The organism is Colwellia sp. MB3u-55 (assembly GCF_014076785.1).
Taxonomy (GTDB): domain Bacteria; phylum Pseudomonadota; class Gammaproteobacteria; order Enterobacterales; family Alteromonadaceae; genus Colwellia_A.
This window is the reverse complement of sequence record NZ_JACGUS010000068.1, coordinates 24913-38985: the sequence shown is the minus strand read 5'-3', so window position 1 is coordinate 38985 and position 14073 is coordinate 24913. Positions and strand designations below refer to the sequence as shown.

Here is a 14073-nt window from a genome sequence, read left to right as displayed (position 1 = left end):
CGTTAAGCAAGTGCTTAATATTAATTCATGATAAGTAGGAAATTAAGAAGGGTGAAAAATTAATATCAAATGCAACACCAAACCCATTTGAATTATCTTCTCCGTTAAGTTAATTCCAATTCCGCTTTTTCTCGTAACTGACCATATCCTTATCAGTAGCTTATGGTCAAGTCAGTGCCAGAAGCGGAAGTTAACATTTGTTGGTTGTATTATTATAGAAACGACTAAAAAAGTTAATTCCTTTTTTACTTTTGAAAAAATAAAAATACTGAGTAGCTAAAAAGGTCATAAAGAATAAAGTGAACCACCAAACATAATCACTGTTATTTGGAATTAAAAAAAGTCTAACCAAAAATACGGCAGCATTTGAAAAACAAATACCGATTGTTGTATTTCTAGCCCATTTATTACTCCAGATAAACTTAAATAAGCTCAAGTTTTTATACACCAAGATCGATACAAATATAATCAAGAAAATCAAAGACTCTTGTTTACCATTAAAAGCAAATAACACTATATAGATAGGAATAACAAACAAATAAAATAATTTTTGAGAATACCCCTCTTTAGCTTTCTTTTTTTCAAAACCTTTAGGGTCATTGTGTCTTTCTATTCCTTCGGTACTTGCATTTGAAGGGCAACCACACGCACTACACACAGAGCTTTGTGCTTCATTACCTAACCCACATGCACCACAACTCCATCTATACGTACTCATTTCTTCCCTTTTTTAAAATATACTTGTGACCATCTGCTTTTGCTCAAGTTGACCATAACAATATCAGATTGTCAAAACAGCAACAAAATCAGTCATTTATTTTTCTTTTTAATTAAGTATATTGAAGAAATAAAACAACAAAAAATAATGATAACCACTAAAATAAAACCAAATCTGTCATTTCGCTCTGGCTCTAAAACAGAGAATTCAGGGTTTAACCTATCGAAGTAAACAGTTATCTTTTTTTCTTTAGTATATTTAGTGACTATTGATTCGACACTTTTTCTATTATCACTACCTTTAAAACCAAAACCAACCCTATCCGATTCGTATAGTTTACCTTTAACTTCATATTGATACCTTATATCAAACCTGTGCCTAGGCTTAGAACCTTGGGTTATATCTGAGTGCGTGATAATCCCTGCAGTTTGAATGAGTTCAATTGCATTTAGGAAGAAACTGCCTTTAATGTCATCATATCTGATGGTAATAATTAACAGTGGTAAAAGAATGCAGAAAACTAATTCTTTGTATTTTTGATAAAAATTTTTCAACTTATCCCTCAGGTATCACTTTCATTATTTACAGATTAAGTAGTCTCAATGATTAAATAGCTGAGTAACGGCTGTTATCTCTAACAGACCTTAACTTTTTCAGTGAGTTAAGTTCAAGTCAGTACTATCAGGAGACGGTCACTGTTGTGATTTTAAACTGCTCAAATCCTTTTTATTCTTTCATACTATTACGTATACGTAGGCATATTTTGGAAAGTCTACGGCTATTAAAAATTTCTTGGTTAAACTCTTCCAGACAAGTTTTTAAAGATTCTGTATTTTTGGAATCTTCGAAGTCCAGTAGCAACCATTGTATTCCACAGTTTTTAATTATGCTGGCTTGTTGCCTAGAGGAAATATAATCGAATAACCAATTATTAAAGCTTCTATTACTTCTTGAAAAGTTATATACACAAATACAATACAGCATAACCACTGAATACCTAATAAGAAACATAACTACCTAATATTGCACTCGATATATATGGGGTGGAACTACCTAACTCACCTAAGAAATCAAAAATAACCATTAGCCTTACTGTCTGAAAATCTATCACTGTTATATGTTGATACTAAGCAAATACGAGGGAATTACTGTTAGCATTAATATTATTGATACTAGGTAACTTAATGACTTTCTTAATGGGAAATCACCAATCTTTACTTGATTTAAATTATTACTTTTAGATAACTTTATCTGGTCGTAACAAAAATTAAATGCCGAGTGAGATAAGTAAATAAATCCGACAAGCCATGCACATACTCCAATGTAATATAGTGCTACTAAATATTGCTCTTCTTTCAAGGTTATTTCATCCTTATGCCCATTAGCAAAGTCTGCTGTTCGCTCTAACCTGACATTAACCTTTTCAATAGTTTAAGGTCAAGTTGGTATGTTTTAAAACTGCGTCCTAAAACATTATATCGTGATAGCTTTTAATTGATTTGCTATTGAAACTGTTCCTCCAAAGTAATGATTCAACCATTTTGAATGGTTATACAAGTGCTCACTACCACCAGATAAAAGGTGAATCCCTTGTACTATTACTGCATGAAAACCCGTTTTATCTATCTCTAAATCTTGTTGGGTTAAAGTTGGCATTTCCTCGCATAGGAAAACAATATATATACCTACTTCACGAAACATCCACAGTGCAGATGTATGTTTCCGAATTAGTTTTCTGGTGTTATTAACCTGCTCGGTTATGGCCTTGTCTGAATCAAAATCAACAACAACTAAACAGTAGCGAGCAAGCCCTTTCTTTTGTAATAAACAAAGCTTTAGCTCATCAGTAGTTGGAATGACTTTTGTGTAGATGTCAGGGTGGAAGGCATTTTTAATTTTATCTATTGTGTTCAAGTATTCATTCCTTTGGAAATGTCTGCTGCTCGATCTATAAAGGCCTTAACCTTTTCAGTGAATTAAGGTCAAGTCAGTGCTATTTGCAGAGGTGCAATATTATTTATTGTAATAAACTTTAATAGAAAAACTGAACTCTTCTCCTTTGCTTTCAGCCCATTCTGGAAAGCTAAATTCTGAGTTAGAACTAGAGTATTCAAGCCAACATTCTAGAAGCTTTTTATAATAGCTATACTCTTCGATAACAGCGGCCTTCATTTTCGAATCGACTAAGATGTCACTTAATTCCTTAATTTTTATAAGAGTGCTTATCGCCTCTTTATCTTCTCCAATTAAATGAGATTCATCTAGATGGTGAGTTTGAAAATCAATGTTTTGAATATGCCGAGTTGCTATGCGATATATACATACTTGATCATCAGGTTTAAGCTTTAATGCCCTCTCGTACCAAGAAATATCACCATCAATATAGCCTAACCATTTGAACGGTAGATAATTATCAGAGTCTTCTTCTGACCAATCCTGCAACACTTCCTTTAAATATTTAACTAGAGGAAAAGAAAGTAATTGATGAACCTGTCCATTCCAAAAAGCGAGAGTAGAAAGGTCTAAAGCAATATCTCTCTGATTAGATATTGAAAGTTTTTTGGCTTCGACAATGAATTCATTTAATGACTTAACAGCGAGTTTTTTTAACCCTTGTTCTTTTTTGAGGCAATAATCACCAAATAACTCGTAATTTTCAATTGCAGAATATTTACTTCCAATATCCCTTAAGCCGTCAAAGTTGTCTTTATTCCAGTAATTCAAAACAGGAGTCCATTCGTTAATTAGTTGATTAGAGTTTTAAGAAATATAAATTTATTTCATTTCCGCTGTTCGTTCTTAACTGACCTTAATATTTTCAAAGTGTTACGTAAATCATGTGCAAACAGTATGTTTTTATTTAAAAATTATTATATTTGTACTGTTGAAAGTTTAGGCCATATAGGAATTTCGCCAGTACTGTCATATTCAGGAAATATACTCACATTAGTAACGTTACCATCAGTTACCCATACTGAAAGTTCTTTTTCTTGGGATACGTAGTCTTTTCCAAACTCTTCAAAGTCATCCTCAAGGGATAAGAATGGAAATATATTAGTAAGTTCACCTTCGTTACAACCAATGATTCTTTTAGAATAAAGTCTTGCAGACTTACAACCAATAGTTATTACACCTAACAAATATAAATCTTCTCTTTGAAATGAAAGCTCTAAATTTTGGGTATAGACCCATTCTACATCACCTTTTTCTGTATTTATTTCTAAAGGTTCACCCAAGATATCAGTCACCTGTCGTCTATTCATTCCTAATTGGATATTATCTATGCCTACTTTTGGGTATATATTCATATATTTACTTTTGAATCAATTGAGCTTTTTCGCTCTAAGACATTAAGCTTTACTTATGATTTGGTCAACTATGAAACTAACTTGATCGTTAATAATATAATTACAGATTTTTGTTTTTTATAACGTTTCTGTTTGCGTAAAGACTAGATGTATCAAAATCTTGAGGATTATTCTGTAAATAATCTGTCAATACCGAATCATCTATATCTTTATTTGCTTCTCCACTATCAATATAATTTGCGATACTAGTATCACCACATTTCTGAGTTGATTTTACTGTTAATTCTTTTGTATTTAAAAAAGCTTCTATTGAGGTGTAAATATCAGTTATGAAAGACGACAGAGACATAAAGAAGTGATATTGCTGTTTTTTGTGATTTGTTAGCACCACACTATTATTATAAATATATGGAAATGCTTCAACATCTTTGAAATCAATCGTTTCCAATTTCTTTTTAGTAAAAATGAAATGAAAAAGTGAAAATCCAGTTAGCGCACTAAACAAAAACATTACAATAAACTCTTTCATTGTAATGAAAGGCTTTGTGACATTAGCTTCTACAATTAGTACCGTATTATCTTCGTTAGTAAATACTTTCACATCATCAATAAGTGTTTCAATTAAACTGAGTAAACTCTTAATGCTCAATTCATTAAAATTAAGGGTTTTCAATAACGGAAACGATTCTAATATCGATTCTATCTGTTCAATCATAAACTGATTGGGATATGAAAATGAAGACAACGTTGGGTACTTTTCTTTGAAAATTTCTCTAAATTTTTCTTCTTTTAGCTGTGCATATGACATTTCACTCATGTTAATTCCTTAATTTATTATTTTTATTATTTAATTTTTCTTTTGTTTCTTCGACAGATTTTTTCATTACGCTTTTAACTTTTTGATCCGATACATTAGTAATAGATTCATTGAGAGCTTGCTCATGCTCTTCTCGTAAAAACTTATGCCTGATATTTTGTAGCCAAAGAGAAAATTGATTTTCAAATTTAGTTCGATGTTGATTAATATCTTTTAATAATTTTTTTAATTCTGATTTTTTATTAGAAATTTTATTTTTAAGAAATTGGTGCTTGGGAAGATATTTAGCCAACGTTAATAATTTCGACTTACCCCTATTAAATTTAAGCACTTTAAAGGACTCATATGCTAAATCTTGGATAGCAACAAAGTTTTCGTTTAACTCATTGGTTTTACCTGTTTTTGGATCTTTTCCTTTGTTCATTAAAAACTTTAAATTCGATTTTTTATTTTTAAAGTCATAATTAAAAAACATGATATGAGCATGAACGTTTCGAACAAACTTGCCGTCATCATCATAATGACCTTCATCAAAACCATGATAACTAAAGCCTAGCGAAGTGAACCCATACTTCTCAGCATATTGTTTAGAGTAATTCTTTAAGCATGTAACGATAGCTTTCGTTGCTTTATCACGCCCTAATGTTTTTTCTAATTCTAAGACTCTTTCCTCCGAAAAAATGACAACGTGCTCGAAGAGGCTATTCATGTCTTTGCGGCAACTACGACCATTAATCTCTTTATACTTGTCTCTACACTTGTAATAAGCATCCAGAGGGGAGTCGCAGTTGGCAGGTGCAACCGTCACGTTATGGTGAGAAAATTCGTCATGAACGTTTACAGAGTTTGTTTTACCTAACCTTAATACATGATCAAACTCAGCAAGCGCACTTTTGTAAGTTTTTTCAGTAAATTCACTATTAACAGTAGTTTTTACATCACCACTACTTTTCTTAGATTGATATTGATGGCTGGTCTTAATTCTCTTTTTTAAGGAATTATTTTTGTAATAAGCTGTTCGAACAGCTACGAAATTTTTTATCATTATATATTTGATTAGTTATATCTAATTTTTAACACAACAATAAAGAAAATAAATAAGATATTTTAAACCACCAGAATATAGCCAATAGATAATGACTTTTTTATAGAAAGTTTTAACCCACTAAAACCTATGCCAAAGAAAATGCATAGGTGTGGGTTTTCAGGAGACTGAAAAGAGAATTAAAACATTTAACATAATACAAACTACAAAACAAAAAACACAACAAAAAATCATATACTTAAGTAAAAAAAACAAGAATAAAAAAAGTTTAAAATACGTAACTCACTGTTTATTTTAAACTTATTTTATTCTTGACTTGACTTTTAAAGTGTGAATCGGTAATATTCGTATCGTTCTTACAACATACCAATAAGAACACACCAAACTTATTTTGATGAATTTTTTATAACAGTTGAAAGGTGTAACGTGAAAATATTTCACATAGAAAAACACGTAGGAGGGTTTCTATGACTTAGATGGTCAGGCACTCCTATGACCAAAAATATAAAAACCAGGAGATTTTATGACAAATATAAATGAAAAAATCACTAAAGAATTCCATTCCTTCTATAGTCTTTTTGAAGAAAATAGAGCACAAAAAATTGAAAAAATAATACAGGCTAACCTTGCAAAGAAAACTTACGATAGTACAACTGATGAACTTACTATATGCCTAGTATTTGATTCTTGTTCAATAATTCTTATCAAACTAATTCATTATAGTGAATTAAGTATTACTCTTTATCATGAATGCACAGGAGCAACTCCCCTTATTTATCATTCAGATATATCAAAGAACCGAGAGATCCTCGATAGTTTGTTTTCAATATATAGCTATAAGTATTTCGTAAAGGGGGATAAAATATGAAAATAGTTATCACTATTCCTGAAGTATTGGAACGTTATCAAATTGGCAGACAATCACTTTGGAGATGGAGAAAAAATAGAAACTTCCCAAATCCAATAAGTCCTAGTCATGCACGGCCTTTCTGGCGTATATCAGATATAGAAACGTGGGAAAGTTTAAATGCAGCATAATAAAAAGCCGTCAAAAGACGGCTATTCATTTTCAATCTAATGATGCTCTAAACGTTAAGTCGCCAACTTTTAAGTTTTTCCATTTTGGTTGGACAACTTCAACTTTATTATTTAAAAGATAATCTTTTATAAATCTGTTTTCGTTAGGATTACTCGTTTGCATATATTTAGATTTCCACTGTTCATCTTTCAAAAACCAGAGGTCAGCGGAAGTAGAATTATTATTTTCTTCAATAACAATATAATCTAATTCACTATCACCATTTAAATCTTTAGCAATGAAATAATAGTTATTGTCACGATATGTAGTCCACTCATTCTTAGTTTCTTCACTGTAAACTGCTTTAATTAAACTTGCTGGAAATTCATTTTTATTAGGCCAGTAATTAACAAATTGATTGAAGTCGTCAATACTTAACTGTTCTTTTTCAATATTCTGATGATTTACATACATTCTATCAATAATAGCTACCTTTTCAGGAGCAGAACCTTTTAATTCGGTCTTAAGTGCTTGCAACTCTAGATAACCTTGTCGTCCTAAGGATCTATCAAAATATTGATAATCAAATTCTTCATATGTTATTTCACCATCATGTAATCGTGATAACTGACTTGAAGCGGAAATACTCTGAAAGTTTAACAGTGGTGAATTAACAAGTAACATAAATACGAGCACAACAATTCCCATAGATATATTAACTTTGCTGAGAGTTTCTAACCATGCGTCCCGTTTTTTAATAATTCCAATTAAATATCCAAAAGAAAAACATGAAAGTAAAATACAAATAAGAACAGCCCAACAACGATCAACAGTTAAGCCATATTGATCAATGCGTAGCCAAAGCCCATAAAAAGAAATAAGGCTATAAATGGGTAATACAGCGACTCCAATAAAAATTAATCTATGTAAAATACTATGATAGGGACGTTCATGTGACGCATCTTGATAAACGGCATTCACAAAGAACAATGTTAATGCTTGTAACCACATGACTAATAAACTGCCAGTACCTGTTTTCCAAAGTGTATCTAATCCAGTAAAAGGCAATGTAGCTAGAAATCCCAAAGAAATAACCGTTAATGCAGGTAAAAGAAATTTAATTAATGTTTGAAGTATTGTAGAAATATTATCGACTGTGAAAATAATATTTCTAAAAACGATAATAGCAAAGCCAAAAGCAAGATTTAATACGGGTATAACAAACCAATCTTTTCTTAATAACTCAGTAAAAAATTCAATTTCTAAAACAGAAAATAATCCAGCTCCTAAATGTAAGATTCCCCAAAAAATTAAAACGAATAACCAACATTCACCGAATATAATAAAATTTCGCCACGATAATTTAAAAAGTGAACTGTAACTAATTTCTTCATTACTTAGATATTGTTGAATATACATTAACACTTTAAAAGCCGCGATAAGTGCAGTAAAACAAAATATAGCGATAACACTACCATTGTTCACAAACTCTATTGGTTCTTGTTGGTATCCAACATAGGCACCTAAAACAGATAATAATAAAGTAAAAGGTAATAAGTATTTTAGTGTTGCTTTACCATTAGTTTTTGTGATTGATAATAAAGTAAGTAATGGTAAGGTAATTGAAAAAGTAACTAACGGTATTAACCACAATGGCTCTGTGCCAGGCCACACTTTATGTTCGACACTTTGGTATAACAGCGTTAATAAGATCCCTTGTATCAGGGATATGGTGATAATTAAAGGCTTAGGTATTTGATTATCCATTTATTTATTTAAATCCTTTTTTTATTATAATTTATTTATATTATCAATTTTTTGGCAATCAATTTTTGATAACCAATTTTTATATTCAGTAGAACTACCAGACAAATCATTTTTAGCAGCTATACAGTCTTTCACAAAACCAAACTCAGAATAAAATAATGGAGACATCTTACTTAACGTATCATTTTTATTAAAATTTGATTTTAAAAAATCACGAAAGTTTTTTGAATAATCTTTATGAGCAACACCGCCATACCTTTTGCTTGTCATGATACCTTTAGTAAACATTAGCTTATTAGCATCTGACTCAGGCATATATTGCCAAAGGCTTCTGTACCATTCAATCATTTGAACTTCGCCCCAAATACTACTTCCAGAAATAACTTCGTTATCAGCCAAAGTTTGTGCAAGCATTTGGCCTAACCCATCTAGGTATGGTGCTAAAATATCTGGTCTTGGTCTTGGATATATTTTTGAATCGACATAGTGACAAATATTTTTGGTTTCTATCTTATTTTGAAAAGAAGATGGTAATTTGGCAGCTACGCTTGAAGCTTCTTTAAATAGACTTTTCTCTACTATAGAAAACACCTCAATTTCTTTTTTAACGTCCCATACCTCTAATTTCAAAGAAGATCTTAGATCCAAATAGTCCTTTTCATAATGTCCGAAAACAATAAAATCTAATTGTTCATCGTTTGCCAATTTTTTAAAAGACTCAAAGTTCCACCTTTCGCCAGAAACTATAGGGCCTTTTCCTTGAGCAACAAACACATAATTTATAGCTGCACATTGCGTTTCAATATTAATCCTTTCTGCAAGATACAATGGTAATGAACGTGATGTCCTCCCTAAATCATCTTCTTTTTGAGTGATAGGCTCCTTTGGCATATTCGATTTTTTTGCTGATAAATTAAAAAAACCAATTTTATTAGTGTTGCTTTTTGAAGAGTTTATTAACCATTTTGCATCATTAAAGCCAACAGCCCATATTGGCATATCCAAGGTTAATGTCGTAACTTCTGGAATCTCCTCAGCCCCCAAATTTGTGCTAATAATAAAAATACAAAATAAAAGTTTTAAATGTTTCATAACATCCTTGTTTAATATCATTTTAAAAATTCGATATACAAATATCGTTTTTACTATCATCATCAACAACAATACAAAAATTATTACCTATAACGTGCGCTGTTTGCCCTGTGTAAGGGCTTTTATATGACCTTTGATTATTGGTATCACTATTTTGTATTTTTAGTTCAAATAAGTGTTTTAGCATACGTTGTTTAATTTCTATATTATAAACTTGGTTTTCTAATTCAATAAACTTGGGTAATGCTGTCATTAATAAAAGTGAACCTAACGCATTCCTGTAATCAAAATAAACTACGTCTTTTAGCTCTTTACCTTCAGTAACTTTAATTTTTTCACCAACAAATTCTAACCTGTCAAAATACCTAGTTGTTGCTTCGTACAACATATTCATACTTCGATTTTTTTTAAACATTAAGCTCAGAGGAATATATTTAACTATACTTGGTAAGTCTCGTCTGTAGTCTTCAGGCTTTAAAACTTCAAACATTTTAGCTTGCGCTACGAATTCATTTAAAAAAACATTATTTAGCTTTAGTTGGTTATTCGTTAGCGGTTTTAAGGATGAAATAACATCATTCCAAAGCGATGAGGGGATATCATCATTTTTAGATAAGATAAATGCAAAAACGTCTATAATAATCTCTGATTCAACAATACTGATTACCTTGGGAATAACATAAGGTGTTTGCTCTAAAACCTTTCTATTATGCTCAATAAGTCCAATCAACTTAGTACTAGCCAAACCTACCTTTCGTTGCTTTGCATCTTTAATGATATCTATAAGTTTAAGTTTTAATATATCCAGACTTGGACCGAACTTCATCATTGGTAACATATAGGATGGTGCTTCATAAAGGGCGAATTTATCGAACTTCATGAGACCATCATAACGCCTTATATACTCGGAATTTTCTGCAATTAGATTTGAAATATTTGAAGGGTCTTCATAGATAAGTTCTAAGCACTCTAATTTATTAAAATCGCATAATAATTCAGGCATTTTATCTTCAGTGTAAAGTGATTCAATCCAATCATCTTCGGGATAATCCTCAAACTCAACATCCACCACAGTATAACCATTATTTGATAGAGATTCGTTATACTGCTTAAGTCGCCACAGACCAACGTCATAGGGCGAAGTATCTAATGCTGACCACATGCCTAACTGATAAACACTGCCGTTTTCATCAGTGGTATGTTGGGTATTATATTGATCTAATATGGGCTGAATATCGGGATTAAGTCCATCATCAATAACAAATAAATAAAATAATATTGAAAGTAGTAAAAGAACTATTGGAATTATCCATTTTTTAGTTTTAGTTTTAGTTTTTAAAATCATTTTCATTCCATGAATTAATTATATCTCTTTTAGCTGTAAATCATCTCTTGATAAAATCATATTCTCCCATTTTTCATATGCAATTTTTTGATCTTCTAACCAATCGTATTTGTTATATATAGATAAAATCCCACCTAACTTATGACCTAACATGCTTTCAGTTACGTGGAGTTGGGTACCTTTAGAGGACAGAATTGTTGATAAAGAACGCCTAAAATCGTGTAAAGTCCAAACCCTCATGTTTTCTTTGTCTCTAATTCCTCTGCATAGTTTATTTACTGTCTGAGAGGATATTGCCTGTTTATAAGATCCACTTGGAAATACAAATGATGTTAAATGACCAAATGTTTCAATTTGCCATTTTATAATTTCTAATACTTTACCTACTAGTGGCCGTTTAAACGCCTCACCAGTTTTACTTTTACTCTCCGAAATATACCAAATATTATTTTCTAAATCTAAATCATTAACTTCCATATGTCTTACTTCCTGACATCTAGCAGCCGTCAACATTGCTACTTTAATTGTATTCCGAGTAGAAGGATAACAACCCGATTTATCGATCCCATTTAGAATTATTTTTAATTCATGCAATTCAGGATATCTATCTACTGGCTTACTTTCCTTTCCTACTTTTTTAGTTGTTATTGAAAAAACTGAAAATGCATCTATCTTTTCAATATAAGGAATATCCCCCCACTCAACTATACATCTTAAGCACGTTTTTATTTTTTTTACGAGGGTGTTAGCTGTTATAGGTGACTGTTCAGATTTTACTTTATCTAACAATGCATACCATTCTTGCTTTGTTATTTCTTCTACAGGTTGGCTAAAGACCCCTACACAATATTTTACTAGAGTAGACTTATAATTTTTTTCAGAGCTATCTCTTAGCTCACTTACATGCTTTCTCATAAAAAGCTCAATACAGTCATCGAAAGTTAACTTTGATTTATTATTGTCTTTTTTTAATTCAATATCGGGATCCAAACCGTTTTGAAGCATCTCTTTGAAGGGTAAAATCTGTTTTCTGGCATCCTTTAATGAAAGAGCTGGATATTGCCCCATAATCAGTCTTTTTATTTTTAATTGCCCCTCTTGCTTTCCTTTAGTATGCTTTTCTAAATTAGATTTAAATCGGAAATAGAAACTAATAGCACCAGATTCATAAACTCGAATCCATAGCCCTTTACCATCACACTTATCGAATCGTTTTGCATGTCCCCCTTTTTGATAACTCTTTAACGTTGTATCATACAACTCTTCACTCTTTAATTTAGGCATTTTAAGCATCCATATTTATTAGGGGTACATAAAATATAGCAAATACTGAGTGACAATAATAGAGGGTACCATTAAGGGTACTTATGGGTTGCGGTTAAAGGCAATACGAGATGTTTTTTAATGTTACATAAAAGAACAAAAATAGAGCTATATCATTATATAATAAAGAAATTATGACACAAAACAAAATAGCAAGTTACCCTAAAGAACAGGCAACGATTCTCTGGCACGATTATGAAACTTTCGGCATATCGCCGAAGTTTGATAAACCGTCTCAGTTCGCCGGTATACGAACCGATCATGATTTAAACATTATTGGCAAACCAGAAATGTTTTATTGTCGGCCGCCACAAGATTATCTTCCGCAGCCGGAAGCTTGTTTAGTTACGGGTATTACTCCGCAGAAAGCTCAGCAAGAAGGTTTATCTGAGGTTGAGTTCGCTGAACGTATTCATACCTTATTTACCCAACCTGATACCTGCGTTGCTGGCTATAACAGTATTCGTTTTGATGATGAATTTACCCGTTACCTGCTTTATCGTAATTTTTACGACCCTTATGCACGGGAATGGCAAAATGGTAATTCTCGTTGGGATATTATTGATATGGTACGAGCTTGTTATGCCCTTCGCCCTGAAGGTATCAACTGGCCAACTGTTGAGCGAGATGGTGAACAAGTGGTTAGTTTTCGTCTTGAGTTATTAACTAAAGCCAATGACATTGCTCATGAAGCCGCGCATGATGCGATGAGTGATGTTTATGCCACTATTGCGATGGCAAAGTTGATCAAGGAAAAACAACCTAAGCTTTATGACTTTATTTTTAATTTGAGAAATAAAAAGCAGGTTGCTGAATTAATTGACGTTTATAATATGACGCCGATTGTGCATACCTCAAGTAAAATTTCATCGGAGCACGGTTGTACCAGTTGGTTCGCCCCTTTTGCTTATCATCCGGTTAATAAAAATGCCATTATCGCCGTAGACTTAGCGTTAGACCCACAACCATTATTTGAGTTAAGTAGCGATGAAATCAAAGCGCGATTGTATACTCGACACGATGAATTAGCCGATGACGAATTACCCATTCCCATAAAACTTATTCATCTCAACAAGTGCCCTATTGTTGCGCCAGCAAAAACATTATTACCTGAAAATGCCGAACGTTTGAAGATCCCTCGCGAGCTTTGTTTAGCAAATTTGGCTAAGTTAAAACAACATTTAGAAGTTAGAGATAAATTAGCGGAAGTATTTGCTGCCGAAGACTATAGCGACCAAGCAAAGCCAGACGCTGAGCACTCTCTGTATGGTGGTAACTTCTTTTCGCACGGTGACAAAGCACAAATGGATATTCTACGTGAGCTTTCACCTGAACAATTAGCGACTCACCCGTTTATTTTTCAAGATGAACGATTAATGCCTTTATTATTTTTATATCGAGCCAGAAATTATCCATTAACCTTAAGCAGTGCTGAACAACAAAAGTGGCAGCAACGTTGCCAAGACAAAATTCAGTTTGGTGGTAAAGGCTTATTAAGTGCTGATGAGTTTATGATCACGTTAGAGAATTTAGCGCATGAGCATGAGAGCGATGCAGGGAAAATGAAGGTGCTTAAAGCACTTTATCAATACTTACAGTCTTAAGGTTACCTTGTTATTTATGTTGTATTTCATATGAGG

14 protein-coding genes are annotated in these 14073 nt (G+C 32.0%); 3 read left to right on the top strand and 11 right to left on the bottom strand.

Annotation, left to right across the window (positions count from 1 at the left end):
• Positions 1-190 precede the first annotated feature (190 nt).
• From H4J66_RS02135 to H4J66_RS02105, 7 genes are all read right to left on the bottom strand, one after another.
• Complete coding sequence (locus tag H4J66_RS02135) at positions 191-718, bottom strand: hypothetical protein (protein WP_182169961.1); 528 nt, start codon at positions 716-718, stop codon at positions 191-193.
• 92 nt (positions 719-810) lie between these two features.
• Positions 811-1272 (bottom strand): DUF3592 domain-containing protein, encoded by a 462-nt coding sequence (locus H4J66_RS02130; RefSeq protein WP_182169959.1) that lies wholly within the window; start codon positions 1270-1272, stop codon positions 811-813.
• 919 nt (positions 1273-2191) lie between these two features.
• Positions 2192-2632 (bottom strand): hypothetical protein, encoded by a 441-nt coding sequence (locus H4J66_RS02125; protein ID WP_182169957.1) that lies wholly within the window; start codon positions 2630-2632, stop codon positions 2192-2194.
• Between the two features lie 99 nt (positions 2633-2731).
• Positions 2732-3442, bottom strand: a complete 711-nt coding sequence (locus tag H4J66_RS02120) for a hypothetical protein (protein ID WP_182169954.1) — start codon at positions 3440-3442, stop codon at positions 2732-2734.
• Between the two features lie 146 nt (positions 3443-3588).
• A complete protein-coding gene (gene bamE, locus H4J66_RS02115; RefSeq protein WP_182169951.1) occupies positions 3589-4026 on the bottom strand; it encodes an outer membrane protein assembly factor BamE in 438 nt (145 codons plus the stop codon).
• A 100-nt stretch (positions 4027-4126) separates the two neighbouring features.
• Positions 4127-4843 (bottom strand): hypothetical protein, encoded by a 717-nt coding sequence (locus H4J66_RS02110; protein ID WP_182169948.1) that lies wholly within the window; start codon positions 4841-4843, stop codon positions 4127-4129.
• Between the two features lies 1 nt (position 4844).
• Positions 4845-5888: a hypothetical protein gene (locus tag H4J66_RS02105; protein WP_182169945.1), complete on the bottom strand. Its 1044-nt coding sequence runs from the start codon at positions 5886-5888 to the stop codon at positions 4845-4847.
• A 523-nt stretch (positions 5889-6411) separates the two neighbouring features.
• On the opposite strand from H4J66_RS02105, the gene H4J66_RS02100 reads away from it, so the two are divergent.
• Both H4J66_RS02100 and H4J66_RS02095 read left to right on the top strand, forming a co-directional pair.
• Entirely contained in the window at positions 6412-6756 is a 345-nt protein-coding gene (locus H4J66_RS02100) for a hypothetical protein (protein WP_182169942.1), read from the top strand.
• Positions 6753-6926 (top strand): AlpA family transcriptional regulator, encoded by a 174-nt coding sequence (locus H4J66_RS02095; protein ID WP_182169938.1) that lies wholly within the window; start codon positions 6753-6755, stop codon positions 6924-6926. The genes H4J66_RS02100 and H4J66_RS02095 overlap by 4 nt, the downstream gene beginning before the upstream one ends.
• A 31-nt stretch (positions 6927-6957) precedes the next feature.
• On the opposite strand, the gene H4J66_RS02090 is transcribed toward H4J66_RS02095, so the two are convergent.
• Genes H4J66_RS02090 through H4J66_RS02075 form a run of 4 tightly spaced genes read right to left on the bottom strand, consistent with a single transcriptional unit; the run spans position 6958 to position 12394 of the window.
• Positions 6958-8673, bottom strand: coding sequence for a DUF4153 domain-containing protein (locus H4J66_RS02090; RefSeq protein ID WP_182169935.1), 1716 nt, complete (start codon positions 8671-8673; stop codon positions 6958-6960).
• 24 nt (positions 8674-8697) lie between these two features.
• Positions 8698-9765, bottom strand: coding sequence for a hypothetical protein (locus H4J66_RS02085; RefSeq protein WP_182169932.1), 1068 nt, complete (start codon positions 9763-9765; stop codon positions 8698-8700).
• A 22-nt stretch (positions 9766-9787) separates the two neighbouring features.
• Positions 9788-11110 carry a hypothetical protein gene (locus H4J66_RS02080; RefSeq protein WP_182169929.1) on the bottom strand — a complete coding sequence of 441 codons (1323 nt, stop codon included), beginning with the start codon at positions 11108-11110 and terminating at the stop codon, positions 9788-9790.
• Between the two features lie 18 nt (positions 11111-11128).
• Positions 11129-12394, bottom strand: a complete 1266-nt coding sequence (locus tag H4J66_RS02075) for a site-specific integrase (protein ID WP_182169926.1) — start codon at positions 12392-12394, stop codon at positions 11129-11131.
• 173 nt (positions 12395-12567) lie between these two features.
• On the opposite strand from H4J66_RS02075, the gene sbcB reads away from it, so the two are divergent.
• On the top strand, positions 12568-14037 hold the full coding sequence (gene sbcB / locus H4J66_RS02070; protein ID WP_182169922.1) for an exodeoxyribonuclease I: 1470 nt from the start codon (positions 12568-12570) through the stop codon (positions 14035-14037).
• Positions 14038-14073 lie beyond the last annotated feature (36 nt).

Bases quoted from the DNA above. Each gene is read 5' to 3' on its own strand.
- H4J66_RS02085 (WP_182169932.1), bottom strand. From the start codon at position 9,765: ATGAAACATTTAAAACTTTTATTTTGTATTTTTATTATTAGCACAAAT.
- H4J66_RS02110 (WP_182169948.1), bottom strand. From the start codon at position 4,843: ATGAGTGAAATGTCATATGCACAGCTAAAAGAAGAAAAATTTAGAGAA.
- H4J66_RS02090 (WP_182169935.1), bottom strand. From the start codon at position 8,673: ATGGATAATCAAATACCTAAGCCTTTAATTATCACCATATCCCTGATA.
- sbcB (WP_182169922.1), top strand. From the start codon at position 12,568: ATGACACAAAACAAAATAGCAAGTTACCCTAAAGAACAGGCAACGATT.
- H4J66_RS02100 (WP_182169942.1), top strand. From the start codon at position 6,412: ATGACAAATATAAATGAAAAAATCACTAAAGAATTCCATTCCTTCTAT.
- H4J66_RS02095 (WP_182169938.1), top strand. From the start codon at position 6,753: ATGAAAATAGTTATCACTATTCCTGAAGTATTGGAACGTTATCAAATT.
- H4J66_RS02080 (WP_182169929.1), bottom strand. From the start codon at position 11,110: ATGATTTTAAAAACTAAAACTAAAACTAAAAAATGGATAATTCCAATA.
- H4J66_RS02105 (WP_182169945.1), bottom strand. From the start codon at position 5,888: ATGATAAAAAATTTCGTAGCTGTTCGAACAGCTTATTACAAAAATAAT.
- H4J66_RS02135 (WP_182169961.1), bottom strand. From the start codon at position 718: ATGAGTACGTATAGATGGAGTTGTGGTGCATGTGGGTTAGGTAATGAA.
- bamE (WP_182169951.1), bottom strand. From the start codon at position 4,026: ATGAATATATACCCAAAAGTAGGCATAGATAATATCCAATTAGGAATG.
- H4J66_RS02075 (WP_182169926.1), bottom strand. From the start codon at position 12,394: ATGCCTAAATTAAAGAGTGAAGAGTTGTATGATACAACGTTAAAGAGT.